We start from the raw sequence: 21,165 nt of genomic DNA on the forward strand, positions 1-21,165 counted from the left end.
TTTCTACCTTCCGTTCCGGCTTCGTGCCGGCAATAACATCCGTTCCCTGGTGTTGCGTTAACGACTCGATCGAGGCATGGCGGGCGGCTCTCTCGGGTCCGCCGCAGTGCCAGCCAGCGGCTCGATCTCCGCCAGCAGGCCTTCATTGACGTAGGCATCCAGGCCCTGATTGGAAAACAGTGCTTCCTTAACCTGTTCGCGCTTTTCGCGAAGCAGCGCAATCCGGATACCCTCAGCAACGTCTTCCAGGGGGCGGGCACCGCCCGCCTCAAGTGCCACCAGCCGGGCAATGTAGAGTCCGTCTTGGGTCTCAATGACCGGCGAAATCTGCCCGGGCTCCTGCATCGAAAACAGCGTTTCAATCACCGCCTCGTCCCACTTGTAGCGGCTGCTTCGGCCAGGCGTCAGCCAGCCGATAACGCCGCCGGTGTAGCGGGTGGCCCGGTCGTCAGAAAACTGGCGAGCGACGTTGCCGAAGTGCTGGACCTCTGGGCCCAGCGCCTGCGCGGCGGCGGCCGCCTGCTCGATCCGCTGCCGGGCCTTTTCGCGCGCCTCGTCTGTCGCGTTAGCCGCTACCGACACCTGGACCAGTGCGGCGCGGCGGCGCTCGGGCCGGCTGTATTTGTCTGCGTTCTTGGCGTAGTAACGCTCGAGCTCAGCGTCGCTGATCGTCAGTTGTTCGTAGCGCCTTTCGAGCAGCTCATCGCGATAGCGATCCACAAGGATGCGCTGCACCGCACGCTTCACCTCGGGGCGCTCGTCTACCCCGGCGTCGAGCGCCGCCTGGAGCATCCGCTCATGTTCGATCATTGCGTCGAGCAGCGCCCGACGCTGGACGGGCGTTTGGAAATAGCCGGCACGTTGACCGCCGCGCAGCGCCATCTCGTCGACAAACGCCTGCCGCGTGATGATCCGGTCACCCACCTGCGCCAGCACTTCCGGCGGCAGCTCGGGAGCTGGAGGCTTGCTGCTGACAAGATAGTAGGCGCCCCCGGCCAGCAGGGCCGCTGCCGCAATACTTACAGCCAGGCGCTTCATGCGTCGCGCTCCGGTAGCGCTGCCGCCGCCAGCCAGCCGCGGGCGTTGGCGCTTGCCGTAGCCCAGGCCGACTTGAGGCCAACCACCAGCGCCTCGAAGCCATCACGGAAGATGATTTCCAGCATCAGGTTGATATCGGACGCCGTATTGTTCGACTGATCGATATCCCCGGCAAAGTCGGCGGTGGCCGTGACCGTCACCTGCGGGACCGCAACCGGATCGAGCGCCGGATCAACGCGCGCTTCGATCTCGAAGACCACCCGTTCACCGGCAGCGAGATCCAGCGTTTCGTCGATGCTGCCGACACCGTCAGTAGCCGGGCAGATCGCCTGCAGACAGCGCCAGGTCACTTCGAGCAGCTCGCTGGGTACCGGCACCGTCAGCCCGACGCCCAGCGCATCCGCGGATCCGATATTCCGTACTTCCACCGTGTACGTCAGGCGGTTGCCCGGCAGGGCACCCACCTCGCCGTCATCGATCGTCACCGCCAGATCGGGGCCACTGACCAGCTCCACATCCGCGGACGCCGTGTTGTTGGCGCCGATCGGATCGGGCGTGATTGCCGCGGCGGTGCCGGTATTGGTGACCAGCCCCAGCGCGTTGGCGTCGTAGCGCACATCGAAGCTGACGCTGGCGCTGGCGCCGGCCGCCAACGTGCCGATATCGCAGCTGTACGGAAGGGTTCCACTGCCGCCGCAGCTGTCGTTGAAGATACCGGTAATCTCGGCCGGCACCGCGTCGGTCAGCTGCACGCCCACCGCGTCGGAAGGCCCGGCGTTGCTGACGGTCAGCGTGTAGCGATTCGTGCCCGGTGAGCCAGCCGGATCGAGGACGGCACGGGCAGCGGTCTTGCTCAGCGACAGGTCAGCCTGCGTGGTAACCGCAGCCTCGGCACTGTCGGCGTTATTGGCCTCATCCGGATCGGTGCTCGGCGGCGGCAACGTTGCCAGCGCGTCGTTGATCAAGTTAAAGCCTTCTGACACGTTCGAAGGCAGCGCCGCCCGGAGCGCGAACTCGACCCGCGCGCCAGCGGGCAGGGTGACGTCTTCGTCGATCGAGCCGGTACCTGAGGTTTCACAGGCCGCGCCATTGAAGGCGATACAGGTCCAGCTGCCGTCAACGAGCTGGGCCGGCAGCAGGTCCACAACGTTCACCGGCGCCTGGGCATCGCTCGGCCCCAGGTTCTCCACGACGACAATGTAATTCACGTCAGTGCCGGCAAGCGGCGCGCCGCCGCTCAGCGACTTGTTGACGCTGATGTCGGCGGAGGACTCGACGGTCAGCAGCGCCGTCGCCAAGTTGTTGTCCAAATTGGGATCGGTGACCGCAGCCGGAGCGGCCGGCTCCTCAGTCAGCACCTGGGCGGTGTTGCTCACCTCACCCAGCACCGAGGGCAGGACGGTTGCGTTCACGCTGAACACCACCTCGCCGTCGACCGGAATGTCCACGCTGGCGCTGATATCGCCGGTGCCGCTCGCCGGGCAAGCCGCCTCGGGTCCGGGCGTACAGGTCCAGCTGATGTTGGCAAACGCAGGATCAAACAGGTCAGAGACGCTCGCCCCGAGCGCGGCGCTCGGTCCAGCGTTGCTGACGGTGATGGTGAAGGCCACCGTCTCACCGGCGTTGACGGTTGACGGCTGAACCGCCTTCGTGATGCTGAGATCAGTTTCCACGTCGATGATCGTGAGGTCAGTCGCGTTGTTGTCCAGCAGGTTGCTGTCCAGCGCGTTGCCTTCGATCGCGGCCGTCAGCGTGTTGGTGAGCACGCCCCGGGCCCGCGGATCGACTAGCGCCTGCAGGTTGAAGCTCGCGGCCGCCCCGTTGGTCAGGGTCATCGTCTGGGCAAAGCCGCTGCCGGTGCCGGCAAAGCTGTCGCAGGTGGCGTAGGGCTGCAGAGACAAGGTCGTCAGCGTCTGGTCAGCGGCGCCGAGCGCGTAAAGCTGGTCAGAACCCGGCCGGTTGACCGAGGCCGTAAAGCCCTGGCCACCTGCCGCCAGCTCGCCGACCGGCACCAACAGCCCGGTGTCCCAGCTGCGCCGGTAGGCCAGCACCGCGTCACCCGCGGGCGCCAGCGCCAGCAGCAGCTCGCTGCCGTCAGCCTGCTGCAGCTGGGTCAGACCGGCCATGGTCACGCCGGGGGTGGTGGCATCGCCAATCGTGTCGAGCAACGTGGGAGCACCGGTTTCGCTGTCCAGCGCAAAAACCGCAACCACGGCCTCGGTTGGGCTGCCCGCGTACAGGTAGGCGCCGCCCGGGCTGAGGGTCAGGGACGTGACGTCAGTCAGGCCAGCAACGAGGGTCGGGGTCCCGGGACCGCCGACCTGGCCGTCACCCTGGCGCAGCACCGACACGTAGTCCAGGGCGCCGTTCTGGCTGCTGCGCTCAAAGACCGCCAGCGAATCACCGTCAGCGCCCGCCACGTAGACAAAGCGGCCGTCAGGTGAGATCACGAGATCGGCAGCGCCGGCGATTACGTTCACTTCGGGAATCGTCCCAAAGCCGTCGCGCTCGCGATCGACAAAGCTTAAGCCCCCGGTGATGCCGTCAATCGCCAGAACGACCACGGCGTCACCGTCGGTCGCCACGGCGTAGAGCTGGCCGCCGTCGGGCGAAAACACCAGCGCCGCCGGGCCGTCCAGGCCGGGTGCTGCCGCGCGCAGCAGCGTTTCCTGATAGGTCAGCACTCCACCTGCGCCGATGGCAAACACGACAATCGCGTCATCGGTGCCGCCAGCGACGTAGAGGAAACGATCGTCCGGGCTGACGGCCAGCGCCGCCGGATCGGTCATGCCGCTGATCGTGCCGCCGGTGACACTGTCACCATCGCTGAGTTTCTCCAGCGGCGTCAGCGAACCATCGCCCGCCACGCTGAAGCTGATCACCGACTGATCACCGCCCGCGACAAACAGCGTTTCGCCGCTCGCGGTGATCGCCAGCGCCTTGGCGCCAGCGAGGCCGGGCTCAGCGGAAGACATGATGACCGCAGCCGTGCCCAATGGCGCGGCCGGCGTGCAGGACCAGGCGATGGAGGATTCAATCAGTCCTGCCGTCTGCGTCGGAAAGACGGGGGGCGCGTCGCTGACCGCGATACCAATTGCGTCGCTGATCCCGGCGTTGCTGACGGTCATGTCGTAAGACACGGCCTGGCCGGCCACAACACGCTCGAGACCGTCCGTTTTGGTGGTCGAGAGCTCGGTAGTCGGGATGAGATCCGGCGGCGGCGCAAACGTGGCGTTGTTGTTGGCCACATCGGGATCTTCCACGGTGGGCCCGGGAACAATCTCGCTGGTCAGATCGAGCAGCCCACGAGCCGAAGACCCGACCACGGCGCTGACCGTATAAACCACGCTGCCGTCGACCGATAGATCCACCACGTCCGAGATGCTGCCGGTGCCCGCATCGGTGCAGGTAGACCCGTCGGCCACACCCAGCACCGTCAGGTCCGGACCATTGCCCGCCGCCAGGATCAGGAAGCCGCTGTCGCTGCTGACAGTCAGGGCCGTCAAACCACTCAGCGTCGGGAAGTCGGTGGTGTCGTAGGTCTCGATCAGCGACAGCACGCCGGCATCGAAGCGCAGGCCGGTCACGGTCTCGCTGCCGGCGGCGGCCACGTAGAGCACCGACCCGTCGCGGGCAAATTCAAGCGACTGCGGCTGAGCCAACCCGGTGATGCCGCCCGCGCCGTTGATGACGCTGGAGACCAGGGCTACCTCGCCGGTGTCGGCATCTCGCGCAAATACGCCGACCGCATCGCTGCCCGACCCAGCTACGACCAAGAAAGCCTCGTCGGGCGACAGCGCCAGATCCGTCGGCGCGGCCAGCACGTCCGCGCCGAGCTGGAAGTTCTGGAGCGTGCTGGAGAAGGACAGATCACCGTCCGCCAGCTCGCGCGCAAACACGCCGATAGCATCGTTCAGCTCACCGGCCGCGTAAACAAACCGCCCGTCCTGCGTGGCGGCCAGAGCGCGTACGCCGTTGAGACCGTCCACGCCAGCCTGAGTCTGACGAATCACCGACTGGAACGTCAGCGTGCCGTCAGCGGCCCGATCGAACACCACAATGGCGTCATCGTCACTGCCGGCCGCGTAAAGCTGCTGCTCGTTGGGCGACAGGATCACGTCGATCGCGCCGCCGAGACCCACGACGCCGTTGAGACCGTCGAGCTGACGCTCGACAAACGTCAGGTCGCCTGTCGTCGTATCTCGGGAGAACACGGCGACCGAGTCATCCTCGGAAGCGGCGACATAAAGGAACATACCGTCGGCGCTGAAGACCGCCCCGCTGGCGCCACCGATCCCGTCGATGCCACTCTGCCCATTCACGTAAGCCGTCGGCACGGCGCTGAGGGTGCCGTCACTGGCGTTGCGCTCGTACTGCAGGATAACGCTCGTCGCGCCGTCGCGGGCCAGCGCGTATAGGTTATTGCGATCCGGCGAGATGACGGTAGCCACAATCGCGTCCGGGTCACCCGACAGGCCGCTGCTATAGCTGTCGACCAGGTCAAGCAAGCCCGGTACGGGGCTTGCCACACAGGCCCAGGCGATATCGGTCAGCGCCTCAGGGATCAGGCTGGTCACGCGGTTTTGCCGCGCGAACGACGGCCCCGCGCTCGTGGCGCTGATCGTCAGCGTGACCGGCTGTCCGGGCACCGGGTTAGCCGGCAGCACCGACTGCGAAATCAGAAGATCACTCAGCGGCGACAGCAGCGTATCGCTGTCGGTGGCGGTGTTGTTGTCGGGATTTGGATCGCTGACACCAGCCGGCGCGGTCACCGTGGCCGTGTTGCTCAGCGTGCCGGTTTCACCCGGACGCACCGTGCCAAAGGCGGTAAAGACCACGCGTGTGCCAACCTCAAGGTTGACCGGTTCGTTGATATTGCCGGGGCAAAAGTCCGGCGGCAGGCAGTCCAGGCGACATTCAGCGCCGATCTCCGCTTCGCAGAACCAGCGAACGTCCTCAAACTCGCCAGGGAAGGCGTCCGTCACAATGGCCTGAACAACGTCGCTGGGCCCGGCGTTGGACACCTCGATGGTGTACTCAACCGTATCACCCGGTGCTACGCCGCCGCGGCCGTCGACAAAACTCTGCGCAAAATCGAGCGACCCGTCGACGGCATCCCGCTGGAAGCCGCTGATCGCATTAGCCTGCGCGCCGGCGACGTAAAGCTGATTGGCGCCCGCGTCGACGGCCAGCCCGGCCGCACCGGCCAGACCGCTCACCACCACACCCGGCTGGCTGCTCGCGTCGCCGTCGCGTACCCGCGTGAAGCCGGTCAGCGTGCCGTCGACGTTGATGTCGAAACGCAGCACCGCCGCGCCGCTGCGGGACGCGATGTACAGATAGGTGTCGTCAACCGTCAGCAGATCCCCGCCCGCTGCGAGACCCGTGACGCCGCCGATGCCGTCCTGATTGCGCGAGACGAAGGCCAGCGTGCCGTCACCGCTGTTGCGAGCGAACACCGCAACCGACTGATCGTCCGGCCCGAGGGCATACAGGTAAGCCCCGTCGTCGGTCAGCGCCAGCCGGTCGACGCCAGCGATGCCGTCGATGCCGACCGCCTGGTCGGTATAGGTGGCCACATAGGTCAGCTGGCCGTACTGGCTGCTGCCCGGATTCGGGTTGCGGCTGAATGCCACGATGGAGCTGCCGCTCTTACCGGCCACGTACACGTGCATATCGTCAGCGCTGACCACCACGTCCACCGGCTCGTCCATCCCGGTGACGCTGTCGGCCCCGTTCTGAACCGACCCGACAAAGGTCAGCTGACCGACGTTAGCGCCCGACGTCTCGCGGCTGAAGATGGCCAGCGAATCCACGTTGGCGCCGGTCACATAGACATGCCCCTGATCGGGCGCCAGCGCCAGTGCGGTGGGCCCGTTCATGCCGCTGATGCCGGCCACGCCGTCGGTGAGCACCTGGACCGAGCTAAGCGCGCCGCTGGCCTCATCGCGAGCGAACACGTTCAGCACGTTGTCGACAAACGCCACAGTGTAGACGTTGGCGCCGTCAGCCGCCGCCGCAACCTCGCGCACGTCGGTCAGGCCCGCGATGCCGTCCACGCCGTTGGCGGCAACACCGGCAAAGCTCAGTTCGCCGAATTCGGGTGAGCCGCCGTCACTCTCGCGGCGCAGGATGGCAATCGCCGCCTCGCTGGCGCCGGCGACGTAAACGTGGGATCCACCAACCGACTCCGCCACCGTGACGCTCAGGGCCCCGGCAAGCCCGTCGAACTCAGCCCGACCGTCGCTCTTGGTGATCGACAGGTCGGCCTCCGGATTCAGCAGCGTGGTGTCGGTGGCGCTGTTGTTGCCCGTCGCGTCGTCGATGGAGGCCGACACCGTGGCCGTATTGGTCAGCTGTGCGCCCGTGGCCGCGGCGCTGACGTTGACGTCGATGGTGAACGTGAGCTGACCGCCGGCCGCCAGGTTAATCGGCAGATTAACGAGATCACCCGCTCCCGACTCCTGACAGCTCGAGTCCTGCGTGCGGCTGAATGAGGCCACCGCGTCATCCTGCGATGCCGCCGTCAGAACCGCGCTGCCGTCGAGCGTGACCGCCACGCCGGACGCGCCCGCCAGGCCGTCAGCGCCAAGCGCGCCGTCCTGCGCCACGCCGCCGAAGCTCAGGCGGCCCGTAGCGCGGTCGCGGTTGAAGAAGAACAGCGTATTGCTTTGACCCGCGGTGCCGTAGACGTGGAACGCGTCGAGCGATACGGCCAGGCTGTTAGGTCGGGCGAGGCCAAACACGCCGGCGTCACCCTGCTGGATCAGCTGGTCCGGTGTCAGCTGGCCAAAGTCGTTGGACGCACTGGAGTTGTTGCGCTGCAGCACCGCCACAGCGTTGAGGTCGGCAATCGCCACATAGATCTGTTCGCCGTTGCTGGAGGATACCAGCGACGCCACGCCCGTCAGGTCGTAGCCCGCCAGCGCGCTGGTCAACGCGCCGGCAAACGAAAGCGCGCCGCCGCCGCCATCGCGGTCGTAGATCACCACGGCGCCCGACGCTGCGCCCGCCACGTATACGTGTGCCCCGTCAGCGGAAACCACGACGTCGCTGGCGCCCGCCTGACCCGACACGGCCGCGCCCAAATCGGTGGGATCATCCGCGCCGTCAAGTTCATCCTCGACAAAACTCAGCGTGCCGAAGTCGCTGTCGCGCGCGAGCACCACCACGGCGCTCGAGTTGGCGGCGGCCACGTACACGTTGTCCTCGCCCGGAGAGAGCGCGAGGGCCACGGGCTGATTGAGGCTCGGGGTGCCGGTGGTGGCGCTTTCCGTGTCGATCAGATTGAGCTGCAGCGTGCCGCCGCCGCCGTCGACCACCTCAAAGGCGACGATCGAGTCTGAGCTCTGACCGGCGACATACACATAGCGTCCGTCCGCGGTAACAACCACATCGCGGGCGCCGCCCAGGCCGGCGACGGTGCTGGAATCAACGCTGGCCACTTCGGTCAGCAGCTGGCTGAGCGGATCGCGCTCAAAGACCGTCAGGCTCGAATCCAGGACGCTCGCCACGTACACATATTCGCCGAGCGGCCCGGCGACACCGTCAGGATCTGCCCCGGTGGCCACCGCGCTGGCGCCGTCCAGCGTGGTCACGCCGCTTGTTTCGTCGAACTCCGCGTCGACAAAGCTGACCGCACCCGACCCCACGGCGTCGCAGCTCCAGGTGATGCTCGCCGGATCGAACAGCACGTCGTCGAGATCATCACTGATGGTCACGGCGCTCGGCGACCCGTTGATCGCGTCACTCGGGCCCTGGTTCACCACCGACACCGTATAGGTGAGCGCCTCGCCGGCGATGGCTGAGACCTGGCTATCGGTCTTGGTCACCACCAGGTCCGCCCGTGGGTTCAGGACCGTGTCGTTGTCGGTTACCTGGTTGTCCTGGTCGACCGCCTCGTCCGGGTCATCAAAGCCTTCCGGCAGTTCCACGGTCGCCACGTTGCAGAGCGCCGCAGGGTTGGCGGCGGGCGTGACACCACTTTCGGTCAGGCACTGGGTATTGCCGAACACCGCGTCGGAGCGAAGGCTCGCCACGGCGGTGTAGGTGACCGAGCCGTTGGCACCGATGGTGACGGTATCGTCGATATTGCCGGAGCCGACCGCGGTACAGCTCGAGCCAATGCCCAGCGCAAAGGCGGTGAGCGCGTTGGAGTCGAGCGCTGCCGCGTAGGTGTGCCGCCCGTCGCCGCTGACGGCAACGTCGTAGACCTGCACCAGGCCGGAGACGCCGTCCACGCCCTGCTGGCGCACGTCCAGCAGATCCAGGAAACCGAAGTTGGCGCTGTTGCTGTCCGGGTTACGGCCGAAGATTGCGACCGCGCCGGCGTTCTCAGCACCGACGTAAACCCGGCTGCCGTCGCGGTTCACGGCCACCGCGCGGGCACCGCCGATGCCGTCGATGCCGTCCTGACCGTCGACGTAGGTATCGATCAGCCGTACGTCGCCGAAGGTTGGGCTGCTGTCCAGCGTGTCGCGAGCCAGCGCGTAGAGCGTGCTGTTGGTTTGCGCCGCGACATAGACGTGCTCGCCGTCGCGGCTGATGTCCAGACCCAGCGGCTGGCTGTTGGTGTCCAGCGGCAGCGCCTGCTGGAAAGTCAGGCTGCCGCGGTCGGCCCCGATCGGCGTGATGTCTCGCTCAAACACGACAACCGAGTCATCTTCGGCCGAGATCGCGACGACGTGGGACCCGCTCGGGGCGACGACCAGATCAAAGACCCCGGCCAGCGAAACCACGCCGTCGATGCCGTTGGCACTGACCTCGCGGAACGTCAGGGACGGGGCGCTCGGATCAAAATCAAATAGCCCGATCGCGCCATCGAACCGACCCGCGCTGTAGAGGTGTTCATCACCCACCGCCAGGGCCAGGCCCGTGACGCCCAGCAGGCCGTCCGCGCCGGCGCCATCGATCTGCGTGAGCGCAGGCAGGTGCGTTAGCTCACCGAACGTGCCGGACGCCGAGTTGTTGTCCCGGCTAAAGACGTTGATCGAGTTGGACACCTGGCTGGCGACAAACAGGAACGCGCCGTCGCTGCTAAGCACGATATCCGTGGGCTCTTCCATGTCGCTGATGCCGGTGGCGGCACCGTAGCTGGCAATGAAGTCCATATGGCGACCCTCAGTGCCGGCGCTGACGCCGGAGTCTGGGTCTCTGGCGAAGACGCTGACGGCGTCATCCCCCAGACCGGCGACGTAAACGTGACTGCGATCGGGGCTGACTGCCACCGCGCTAGCGCCGTTGAGACCACTCACCGCCGGGCCGGTGTCGGCCGGGTCATCGACGCCGTTTTCCTCCACCTCGATCAGCGCGAATAGCGGATCGGGGGCGCGCCGATTGAGCACCGTGATCGCCGGCGCGGGGCCGCCGACGTCCATGGCGCTGGTGACCAGCACATGTTGGCCTTCCGGCCCGAAGACCGGCGAGGCCGGCGCGCCGATCCCGCCGATGGCCGGTGAGCCACTGCCGTTGATCAGCTCCTGCTCGAACGTCAGGGTGCCCGCCGCGCCGCGCCGGAATACCAGCACCGCGTCAGAAGCCCCTGCGGTGACGATCGCGTGCTCTCCATCCGGACTCACCGCAATGCCGTTGGCGCCGCCGATGCTAGCCGGCGCACTGTAAGAAGTGATCAGGGTCAGGACGCCGGACTGAGCCACCCGCGAAAAGGCGCTGATCGCGCTGCCCTGTGCGGTATACACGTGCGCGCCGTCACCGCTGATCGTGACGTCGGTCCCACCGGCGCTCAGCGTCAGGTCGGCGCCGATCTGGCTCAGCTCACCAAAGGTACCGGATACCGAGTCGGTATCCCGGGACCAGCTGCGCAGGCTGGTTCCGGCGACGTGATACAGATGGCTGCCGTCCGCGGATATGACCAGACGCGGGTCGGCGCCGGCCGGCGCCGCGTAGCTGGTCAGCAGCGTCAGCGTACCGCTGCCGGAATCGCGGCTGATCACCACAACAGCGCCGTTGGTGATCGCGTAGAGCTGCTCGCCGTCCGGACTGATGACAAGGTCGCTGACCCCGGCCAGCAGGGCGTCGGTGAAGTCGGTCCCGTAGTCGAGCCGGCCAAAGTCGGGGCTGCCCGACAGGGTGTTGCGCAGAAAGATGGCGATGCCGCCGTCCACCGCGCCGGCGCCGTAGACGTGCCGGCCATCCGGTGAGACCACCACGGCGCTTGCGCCCTCCAGCCCTTCCACAAGGTCAGCCGCGGAGCCGGTGCTGGACACACCGTCCAGCTCCACCTGCAGCGGCGTAAGCCGGCCAAAGTTCGGGCCAGGCACGTTGAACCGGGTATAGGCGACCAGCGAGCTGGCCGACGCGGCGGTGGCGTAGACATGCGCGCCGTCCGGGCTGACGGTCAGGCTGGTCGGATCACCCAGGTTCAGTCCATCGCTGTAGAAATCCAGCACGCTGAGGTCGCCGGGGATCGGCGTGGTGGCATCACAGCTCCAGCTCACCGCCTCAACCTCCGCCGGGAAGAAATCGATGACGCGGGCGCCGAAGACGGTATCGGGTCCCGCATTGGACACCTGCACCGTGTAGGTCACCTCTTCACCCGGGACGCCGCTGGTCAGCCCGTCCGAGTTGAACACCGACAGCACCGCTGAGCCCGTGAGGCGCGCCGTCGCGTCGGCGTCGTTGTCGCCGGGCGTCGGATCGGTGCCACCCGCCCAGCTGACGCTGGCCGTGTTGTTGATCTGACCCTGGGCTGCAGAGTCGACCTGAATCTGCACGGCGAAAACCGCCGCGTCGCCCGGCGCCAGATCAACGGTGGCGGTCAGATCGCCGACCCCGGTTGCGCTGGGTGCACCACAGGCGCTGGGCGCGGCGCCCTGAATCACACAGGTCCAGCTGACGGTGTTGGCCAGAAAATCGGTCGACAGATCAAAGGGGTCGGAAACGGCGACACCGGCCGCAAAGCTCGGACCGTCGTTGGTGACCACAATGTCATAGCTGAGCTGGAACGGGTCACTCGGTGAGGCCTGGGTAACGGGCAGCGCGATCTTGCTGATGCGCAGATTGGCCACCGGCGACAGCACGGTGTTGTTGTCGGTGCTGGTGTTGTTGCCGGTGTCAAAATCGTTGGTGCCGACCGGCAGCGTACCGGTAGCCGTATTGGACAGCGTGCCTGTGGCCGTGGCCGCCAGCGTTCCGGTGGCGGTGAAGGTCAGCGTCGAGTTGGACGGCATATCCACCAGCCGGTCGATGACGTCGTCGACCACCGGGTCGGTGGGTCCGCTGAGGCCACACTGTTCGTTGCTGCCGTTACTCAGACAGCAGGCGCCGTTGGTGGCCTCACACTGCCAGCTGATGGTGCCGGCGACAAAGCCTGCGGTAACCGACGTGCCGTTGAAAATCGGGAACGTGTCGTCGACCTGGATGCCGTTGGCGCCGACAAAACCCACGTTGGACACGGTGATGGTGTAGGTGTGTTCCGTGCCGGGAATCGCTGAGGTGACCCCGTCGTCTTTCACCACCTGCAGGTCGGTACCGGTTCCGACCGGGTCCGTATCGGTTGAGGTGTTGTCCCCCGGGGTGATGTCGGTGATCGTGAAGGTCTCAGCCGAGTCCAAGGTTACCGTCGCGGTGTTGCTGATCGAGCCCGACGTGAAGCCGGCGTCCACCCGAGCGTTGATCACGATGGTTGTGGAGCTGCCCTCGGCAAGCTCGATGATCTCCCCGTCGATATCGCCGCTGCCTTCCACGAGTGCGACCGGGCAGTTGCTGATCGTGTAGTCGGTGGCGGGGTCGGTGGGTATCCCCGGGCAGTAAGACCAGCAGGGGTCTTCCGGGTCCACGGCGGCCGGACACTCGAGCGTGTCCTTATCCAGGGCCGCGGGAATTGAGTCATCAACGATCACCCGAATAGCACCGAGACCGCTTGCGCCGCCGGCCGGCACTTCATGGGTGACAACGAGATCGTAGGCGGTGGGCTGGTTCGGGCTCAGATTGGCCACGCCATTGTCTTTGGTGATGCTGACGTTGACGCCGCGGTCCACCGTCACGGTGTCGTTGCCGGCGCTGGCGTTGTGCAGACTGTCGCCGGGGTAGCTACCGGTCACGGTGATCTCGCCGGTGGCAGTTGGGGTGATCTGGCAGGTTCCGGTGCCGCCGCTGAGCGTTACAACACAGGTGTCTCCGGCGCCGGACACGTTTACGGTGCCGCCCGGCGTCTGGTTGCCGTTGGTCGAAGCGACCGTCACCGTCACCGTCAGCGCCGCGTTAGCCGTGGCGGTCCCCGGCAGCGTCACGGTGGTGGAGGTATTGGCGGCCACCACGTCGTGGCTGACGCCGGTGGTATCGCTCGAGCCGTTGAAGTTCCCGTTGGCGGCATAGACCGCCGTCACGTTCTGCGAACCGAGTGCGGTGGGGGTGATGTTACAGCTGGTCGCCGGCAGCGTGGCGGTACAGGAATCGCTGCCCCAGCTCAGCACCACCGAGCCCGTGGCCGGGGCGGCGCTGGGCGGCGTGGTCGTCAGACTGAAGCTCGCCGCAAACGGGTTCAGGGCAAAAGAGTCGGTCCCGAGTGTGCCGGACAGCACGGTCAGCGTCGTGTCAGCGCGCGTCACCGTGTGAGCTATCCCCGTTGAGTCGGTAGACCCAATGAAATCACCGTCTCCCGCGTAGCTGGCGGTCACGTTGTTGGTACCAATTGCGGTGGGGGTGATGTTGCAGCTTGTCGCCGGCAGCGTGGCCTGGCAGGTGTCGCTGCCCCAGGTGAGCGTCACCGTACCGGACGGCGAGCCGGACCCGGGTGAGTCAACGGTCAGCGAAAAGCTGGCCGCAAAGGGCGTGTTGAACTGGCTGTCGATGGCGAGCGAACCGGCCAGCACCGCCAGGGTCGTGTCGGCCGCAGCGACCGTCAGGCTGCCGGTCGTCGAACTTGCGTTGAACGCCATCGAGTCAGCCGGCGCAAAGGTCGCCGTGACGGATGTTCCGGCCTGAGCGGAGGAAAACGATTCGGTGCAGGAATAGTTGCCGCCGGCGTCGAGCGCCGCGTCGGTGCAGATTGCACCACCGCCGACGGTAAAGGTGACCGCCACCGAACCGGTGGGCGTTGTCGACCCAGAAGCCGGCGAGACGGTTCCCGAGAAGGTGACCGTTTGTCCAACCACCGGCGAAGCTGGCGCAGTGTCTAGCGACGTGGTGGTATTGACCTGAGCCCAAGCTGCCGGAGACGACAGCACCCACAGCGCTGCAAACGCGCTACAAAACACCCTTAAACGCATACGCTTTTCCATAGCCAACATGCTTTTGACGCCGCGTTTCACCGGCTCCATTTACCCGCACATCATCGATGTACAGGCCCCCCGGAGTCCGGCGACCTCGGCTGGTGCTTTCACTAATTGTGATTGCCCCCCAAGCCGCCACTATAGGCCTGTCTGTTTCTCAGGGAAAGCGTTCCGCCGCCAGGAAGCGTCAGTTAACAAAGTCTTACAAAGTATTTCTCGTAAGCTGGGCGAACCCTGACCCACGTTTCGAAAGGCCCCGAATCGGCGCTGTTGAAATGCCGCCAGCGCCCGCCGTGCCGTGGTTTTCCATCGGTGGCTTCCGCCCTGGCAAGCGCCGGCGAGGCATGGAAAAACGCGAGCGGCAACAGGATTAATCGATCCTTATGCTCGCAATTTTCTGGCAAACGCGCCCTGCGCTAGGAAAGGCGGCGTGGCGGCCCGGCGGGAGGCTCAGAAACGGGCCTCAACCGCGTTCGTCAGGCCGGAATCTCCGAGCCGTCCCAGGCCAGGTGATTGCCGCTGCGCTCTGGGGTGAGCGACTCGATGACGTTGAGGAGGTGACTGGCCGACTGCTCGGGGGTGAACAGCTGATCGGCCGGAACGTTGCGCTGAAAGGGTTCCGACAATGGCGTTGCAACCGTTCCCGGATGCAGCGCGACGCAAGTCAGCCGCGGAGCGCGGCGAGCGCACTCGATAGCCAGCGTACGAATACCCATCACCAGCGCCGCTTTGGACATCCGGTAACTGTACCAACCGCCTCGACGGTTATCGCTGATACTCCCGACACGGGCGGCAAGGCTGGCAAAAACGGCTGGCTCGTCGTGCGTCAGCAGGGGGACAAGATGTCGTGCCAGCAGCAAGGGCCCAATCGCGTTGACCGCGAGGACCGCGCTCATCGACGGCTGGCGGATATCCTTGAGCTGCTTCTCCGGCTGCCAGTCCGAGCCGTGCAGGGTGCCGGTTGCGTTGATCACCCAGTGCAGCCGATCGACGCTTCCTTTCAGCTGCTCCGCGAGCTCCGAGACGCTGTCTTCGCAGGTGAGGTCGACCGCGTGGTCGGCGCCGGACCGCGCGGCCGTCAGGATGGTCGCGTCGGGCCGTCGCCTGGCAGTCTGTTCTCTCAGCGCCTGTCCGATTCCCCCGGAGGCACCTACTAGCAAAATGTTCACATCACTATGCTCATCTCCGACCCGTCATCCTGGCGTGACGGCCAGGCGACAAAAACGTGTCCGGGGAGATCCTGTCGCGCCGTCGCGATAGAATTGGCGCGTGCGTTGCCGTCAAAACTATCCGTGCTGAGATCCCGCTGGCACGCCAGCGTGTTCTGGCTTTCCTTCCCGTTTGTGTTGCCTCAGGCGCTTTGGCTGAGACACCGAACCAACACCCTCCCCGGGGCACCGGGCCCAGGGCTTGGCCAGGAGGGTAAGCCCGTCACGCTGCGGATCTTAGGACTGGGCGACTCAATTATCGACGGCGTGGGTACACCTCATCGCAGCCGGTCGCTCACCGCACAGATCGCTCGCCATCTGGCGGACGGCGCCAGCTGGCACGCGTTAGGGCGCAGCGGTTACCGCACCTGGCAAACCGCCAGCCAGCTCCTCCCGGAGCTGGGACCGGAACCCTATGATCTGGTGGTCATATCCACCGGAGTGAACGACATCACCGGTCTGGTCAGCATGAAAAGTTTCGCGGCGGGCTTGTCGAAGATTGATAACGTGCTTCGGCGCCACTCGCCTGAGGCCCATATCCTGCTGCTGGGCGTGCCGCCGATGTGGCACTTCCCAGCGCTCCCGCAGCCGCTTCGCTGGGCCATCGGACAGCGGGCCCGGGCCTTCCAGCTCGCGGGCCAGCTGGCCGCCGAACGGCTGGGCTGGAGGTTTCTAGCCAGCGACTTCGTACCCGAACCCGAAGAGTTTGCCGATGACGGCTACCATCCCAATGCTGACGCCGTCTGCCGTTGGGCCGAGGATATTGCCGCCTTTGCCGCCCGCATGGGCGCCTGAAACCGTCCCGCCACCGACACATCAACCTGCCCGCCGGAGCGTTACATCTCCCACCAGAGCCGCCAGCAGGATGACGACGGCCGCGACGTCAATCCAGGCGACTTTGATCAGGCTCGCGTTGCTGGTGCCGCCCAGACCGATGATCAGCAGATAGCCGACCATGCTGGTGAGGCCGGCCAAGGCCGCGGCGGTCCGCAGCTCCGTCCGGAATGCCGCCGCCACCAGTAAAGCGCCGACGATGCTCAGCAGAAGGGCCCGATGCTGCATCAGCAGCGCCAGGTCCGTGTCAGCGATGCTGACCTGATAAAGACGCTGGAGCTGCGCGGCACCGATCACCCCGATCACCGGTAGGAAGTTGATCAGTCCTACGGCCAAAAAACCGCTAGCGACAAGTTGGGATAATAGGCTCATTGGTTGAGCTTGCCCGCCGGTTTGCGGCGCGACAATAACCTTTGAGGTCATAGCGTCGGGTCTATCGTGCTACCAGACCAACTTGCGGCATGTGCTTTTGCGCCAGCGCTGAACTGAGGGCGACATAAAACCGGTCGGTCGCTCAGTTTCTCCAGAACACGGGCGTAAACAAAATCAGCAGGGTAAACAGCTCCAGGCGGCCCATCACCATAGCCAGGCTCAGAACCCACTTGGCTGGATCAACCAGATCGGCGTAGTGCGGCCCTGCCTGGCCCAGCGCGGGACCCAGATTGTTCATACAGGCGAGCACCGAGGAGACGGCGGTGACCAGGTCAACGCCAAAGCCGGTCAGGATCAGCGCAAACAGGCAAAAGCAGAGGATATAGACCGAAAAGAAACCCCACACGGACTGGATGACTTTTTCCGAAGCGCTGCGGTTGCCGAGCTTGACCGGCGCCAGGGCGCTCGGGTGGACGAGGCGCACCATCTCGCGCCAGCCCTGCTTATAGAGCAGCAGCACCCGGATCACCTTCATGCCGCCGCCGGTCGAGCCGGCACAGGCGCCAACGCAGCTGAGCAGGAGCAGCAGCAGCGGCAGCGTGGCCGGCCAGAGATAGAAGCTATCGGTGGCAAACCCGGCCGTGGTGCCGATGGAGATCACCTGAAACATCCCGTACCGAATGGCCTGAAGCGCGTCCGGATAGACGCTGTTGCTCCAGAGCTGCCAGCTGCAAAACACGGTTGCGGCGATGATCAGTCCAATGTAAGTCTTGAGCTCGGGATCACCTTTGTAGGGCGACATGCTGGCGCGGTGCCAGGCCATAAAATGCAGCGCAAAGTTGATCCCCGCGACAAACATGAAGAGCATGCAGATCACTTCGATCGCTGGGCTGTTGAAATAGCCGATGCTCAGGTCGTGCGTCGAAAAGCCGCCGATCGCCACGGTGGAAAACGCATGGCCTACCGCGTCGAAGATCGACATCCCCGCAATCCAGTAGGCGAGCGCACACGTCAACGTGATCCACAGGTAAAGGTTCCACAGAGCCTTGGCCGTCTCGGCAATGCGCGGCGTGAGCTTGTTGTCTTTCATCGGCCCGGGCGTCTCAGCGCGGTAGAGCTGCATCCCGCCGATGCGCAGCATGGGCAGGACGGCGACCGCCAGCACGATGATCCCCATGCCGCCGAGCCATTGCAGCTGCTGGCGATAGAACAGGATGCCTTTCGGCAAATAGTCGATGCCGGTCAGCACGGTGGCGCCGGTGGTGGTAAGCCCGGACATGGACTCAAAGACCGCATCGGTCAGCGACAGCTCCGGCTGACTGGAGAGAAACAGCGGCACCGATCCAGCCAGCCCGAGCACCAGCCAGCAGGCGACGACCACCACAAAACCATCCCGGATCCGCAGCTCGCGGCGAATGTGGCGGACCGGGTACCAGCACAGTGCGCCCAGGGCCGCCAGCATCGCAAATCCTTCAAGAAACGGCGTGGCGCTGCCGTCTGCATACAGGTAGCCGACCAGCGCCGGCGGCAGCATGGTGACACTCGACAGAACCAGCAGCACGCCAACAATCCGCTGGATCGACTGGAACCGAGGGCTGCTAACGGCCACAGCGGCTCCCGTGCGCGGCTCGACGGCGGTGGGCTCGGATCATGCGCATGGCGTCAGCGTCCTGCGGACCATCAGATAAAGGTGGCACCCACCTGGAACAGCTGCTCAACTTCCCCGAGGCCCGCCTTGTTGAGCACGAGGAGAATCACGTGGTCTTCCGGCTCGATCACCTCGTCATGGTGCGCGATGATCAGCGACTCGCCGCGCACGATACCGACGATGGTGACCTCTTCGGGCAAGGGAATTTCCTCGACCGCCCGACCCACAACTCTCGAGGTGCGGCTGTCCCCGTGGGCCACCGCTTCGATGGCCTCGGCCGCGCCTCGCCGCAGCGAGTGAACCTTGACCATGTGGCCGCGGCGCACGTGGGTCAGCAGGGCTCCGATCGTGATCTGCTGCGGCGACAAAGCGATATCGATGGTGCCTGCCTCCATCATGTCGACGTAGGAGGCCCGATTGACGAGCGAGATCACCCGCCTTGCGCCCATTTTTTTGGCCAGCATGGATGACAGGATGTTGGCCTCGTCGTCGTTGGTCAGCGCGCAGTACATGTCGGTCTGATCGATGTTTTCTTCCCGCAGCAGATCTTCGTCTGCACAGTCGCCCACCAGCACAATCGTCTTCTCAAGACTCTCGGCGATGTATTGCGCCCTCGGTCGCGAGCGCTCCACCAGCTTCACCAGATACTCGTCTTCGAGCACCGCCGCCAGCGACGCACCGATGTTGCCGCCGCCGGCCAGCATGAGGCGACGCGCCGGCTGCTCGAGCTTTCGGATCTCGGCCATCACCCGGAGAATATGCCCCCGAGCAGCCAGGAAAAACACCACGTCCCCTGGAATCATCACGGTTTCACCGCTGGGGATCAGCGCCTTCTGCTCCCGGAAAATGGCCGCCACGCGGATTTCGATGTCGTCGGGCAGCAGGCGGCGTAGCTCTGAGATCTTGTGGCCGGTCAGCGCCCCGCCTTCAACCGTTGCCACCGCCACAATCTGCGCGCGCCCGTCGGCAAAATCCAGCACCTGTAGCGAGCCGGGATACTCGATCAACCGCTTGACGTGTTCGGTGACCAGCTTCTCGGGACTAATCAGGACATCCACGGGGCATTGGTCGCCGGAAAACAGCTCGGGGTAATCCAGGTATTCCGCGGCCCGCACCCGCGCAATTTTGGTGGGCGTGTGAAAGATCGTGTAGCAAACCTGACAGGCCACCATATTGATCTCGTCACTGTTGGTCAGCGCCACCACCATGTCCGCGTCTTCGGCGCCGGCCCGGATCAACACCTTCGGGTGAGAGGCGTTGCCGAGCACACCGCGAATATCCAGCTTGTCCTGCAGCTCGCCAAGACGCTGGGCGTTGGTGTCGACAACGGTGATGTCGTTCTCTTCCCGCGACAGGCTGGCCGCCACCGACGACCCGACCTGACCCGCTCCGAGGATCATGATCTTCATTCGTTCAGGCGTTTCGGATCGATGTTGAGGGCGCGAAGCTTGCGGTACAGGTGGGTTCGCTCCATGCCGGCAGCTTTGGCGAGGCGGCCAACGCTGCCTTGGGCTTCCTTGAGCTTAAACACAAGATAGGCTCGCTCGAACTGCTCACGCGACTCGCGCAGGGGCAGCGAAAAATTCACATCCGCCAGGAGCTGATTTCCCGGCGTTTCGGTGGCCGCGCCCAGCGCACCCTCCACCTCCTCCGCCTCGATTTCGCCGGCGCCCAGAATCAGCAGGCGCTGGACGAGATTTTTAAGCTCACGGACGTTGCCGGGCCAGCGATGATTGCGCAGCCGGTTCTGGGCCGCCACCGAAAAATGCCGGTACGGCAGTTTCTCTCGGCTCGGAAAATACTCGGTGTAAAAGCGCAGCAGCTCGGGCACATCCTCCCGCCGATCCCGCAGGGGAGGCACGGTCAGCGGGACCACGTTGAGCTGGTAGTAAAGGTCCTCCCGGAACCGGCCTTCCTTGACCTCGCGCTCAAGATCACAGCGGGTTGCAGCGATGACGCGTACGTCGATGGTGACTGGCTCGCTGCCGCCGAGGCGGGTGACCTGCCCGCTGGTCAGCGCGCTGGACAGGCGCGTCTGGGTCTCCTCGCCCATCTCCGCCACCTCGTCGATGAACAGCGTGCCGCCGTTGGCCTGCTCCAGGCGCCCGTAGCTAACCTGCCCGTCACTCTCCTGGCCAAAAATCTCGCGCTCGGAGTTTTCCGCGGCGATGTTGCCGACGTTGAGCTCGACGAAAGGCGCCTGTGCTCGACTGCTGATCGTGTGCAGGTACCGCGCCACGGTGGCCTTGCCGACACCGGCCTCCCCGCTGATCAGCACCCAGGTGTCGTGTCGCGCAACGCGTTCGATCTGCTCGCGGAGCCGCTGCATGCCGGCGCTCACCCCCACCGGCTCCACCGACGGCGCCAGGCGCTGCTTTAAACCCTCGTTTTCCCGCTTCAGGCTGCCCGCCTCCAGGGCGCGTTCAACGCTGAGCAGCAGCTTGGGTAGCGAGACTGGCTTTTCGATGAAATCGTAGGCGCCGAGCTTGGTGGCCTCGACGGCCGTCTCCACCGATCCGTGGCCCGACATCATGATCACGGGAAACGGCAGGGCCCCGCCCTCACCCCATTCCCGCAGCAGCGTGATGCCGTCGGTTTCAGGCATCCAGATATCGAGCAGAGCCAGGTCCGGGCGCGACGCGCGGCGAGCCTCCCGGGCCTGCTCAGCATCCGCTGCGCTCGATACGCGAAATCCCTCGTCGGCGAGAATATCGGTGACCAGCTCCCGAATATCCGGCTCGTCATCCACTACCAGGATATGTCCCGTGGCCATGTTCAGTGAGTTCCTGTGCGGTTCATCACGTGTCTCTGGCGTCAGCCATGTTGCGGTCGC

Annotated in this window: 8 protein-coding genes; 1 reads left to right on the plus strand and 7 read right to left on the minus strand. The window is 65.4% G+C overall.

What is annotated here, in order from left to right:
- Positions 1-57 precede the first annotated feature (57 nt).
- The 3 genes from AAF358_12945 to AAF358_12955 form a co-directional block, all read right to left on the minus strand.
- Entirely contained in the window at positions 58-1,038 is a 981-nt protein-coding gene (locus AAF358_12945; GenBank protein MEM7706460.1) for a peptidyl-prolyl cis-trans isomerase, read from the minus strand.
- A complete protein-coding gene (locus AAF358_12950) occupies positions 1,035-14,267 on the minus strand; it encodes a beta-propeller fold lactonase family protein (protein MEM7706461.1) in 13,233 nt (4,410 codons plus the stop codon). The genes AAF358_12945 and AAF358_12950 overlap by 4 nt, the downstream gene beginning before the upstream one ends.
- Before the next feature lie 479 nt (positions 14,268-14,746).
- On the minus strand, positions 14,747-15,439 hold the full coding sequence (locus tag AAF358_12955) for an SDR family oxidoreductase (GenBank protein ID MEM7706462.1): 693 nt from the start codon (positions 15,437-15,439) through the stop codon (positions 14,747-14,749).
- A gap of 123 nt (positions 15,440-15,562) precedes the next feature.
- Here AAF358_12955 and AAF358_12960 point away from each other — a divergent pair, with 123 nt between their 5' ends.
- Positions 15,563-16,273, plus strand: coding sequence for an SGNH/GDSL hydrolase family protein (locus AAF358_12960; protein ID MEM7706463.1), 711 nt, complete (start codon positions 15,563-15,565; stop codon positions 16,271-16,273).
- Positions 16,274-16,294: 21 nt separating this feature from the next.
- Here the strand turns inward: AAF358_12960 and AAF358_12965 are convergent, their stop codons facing one another.
- From AAF358_12965 to AAF358_12980, 4 genes are all read right to left on the minus strand, one after another.
- On the minus strand, positions 16,295-16,684 hold the full coding sequence (locus AAF358_12965) for a phosphopantetheine adenylyltransferase (GenBank protein ID MEM7706464.1): 390 nt from the start codon (positions 16,682-16,684) through the stop codon (positions 16,295-16,297).
- A gap of 142 nt (positions 16,685-16,826) precedes the next feature.
- Entirely contained in the window at positions 16,827-18,218 is a 1,392-nt protein-coding gene (locus AAF358_12970) for a TrkH family potassium uptake protein (protein MEM7706465.1), read from the minus strand.
- A gap of 146 nt (positions 18,219-18,364) precedes the next feature.
- Positions 18,365-19,741, minus strand: coding sequence for a Trk system potassium transporter TrkA (trkA, locus tag AAF358_12975; GenBank protein ID MEM7706466.1), 1,377 nt, complete (start codon positions 19,739-19,741; stop codon positions 18,365-18,367).
- Positions 19,738-21,105, minus strand: a complete 1,368-nt coding sequence (locus tag AAF358_12980; protein MEM7706467.1) for a sigma-54 dependent transcriptional regulator — start codon at positions 21,103-21,105, stop codon at positions 19,738-19,740. The genes trkA and AAF358_12980 overlap by 4 nt, the downstream gene beginning before the upstream one ends.
- Positions 21,106-21,165 lie beyond the last annotated feature (60 nt).

It is taken from the genome of Pseudomonadota bacterium, assembly GCA_039033415.1.
Taxonomy (GTDB): Bacteria; Pseudomonadota; Gammaproteobacteria; order Xanthomonadales; family SZUA-38; genus JANQOZ01.

Excerpts from the sequence above, each read along its gene's own strand:
- AAF358_12945 (MEM7706460.1), bottom strand. The coding sequence starts at position 1,038 with ATGAAGCGCCTGGCTGTAAGTATTGCGGCAGCGGCCCTGCTGGCCGGG.
- AAF358_12950 (MEM7706461.1), bottom strand. The coding sequence starts at position 14,267 with ATGCGTTTAAGGGTGTTTTGTAGCGCGTTTGCAGCGCTGTGGGTGCTG.
- AAF358_12965 (MEM7706464.1), bottom strand. The coding sequence starts at position 16,684 with ATGAGCCTATTATCCCAACTTGTCGCTAGCGGTTTTTTGGCCGTAGGA.
- AAF358_12970 (MEM7706465.1), bottom strand. The coding sequence starts at position 18,218 with ATGCTGCCGCCGGCGCTGGTCGGCTACCTGTATGCAGACGGCAGCGCC.
- trkA (MEM7706466.1), bottom strand. The coding sequence starts at position 19,741 with ATGAAGATCATGATCCTCGGAGCGGGTCAGGTCGGGTCGTCGGTGGCG.
- AAF358_12980 (MEM7706467.1), bottom strand. The coding sequence starts at position 21,105 with ATGGCCACGGGACATATCCTGGTAGTGGATGACGAGCCGGATATTCGG.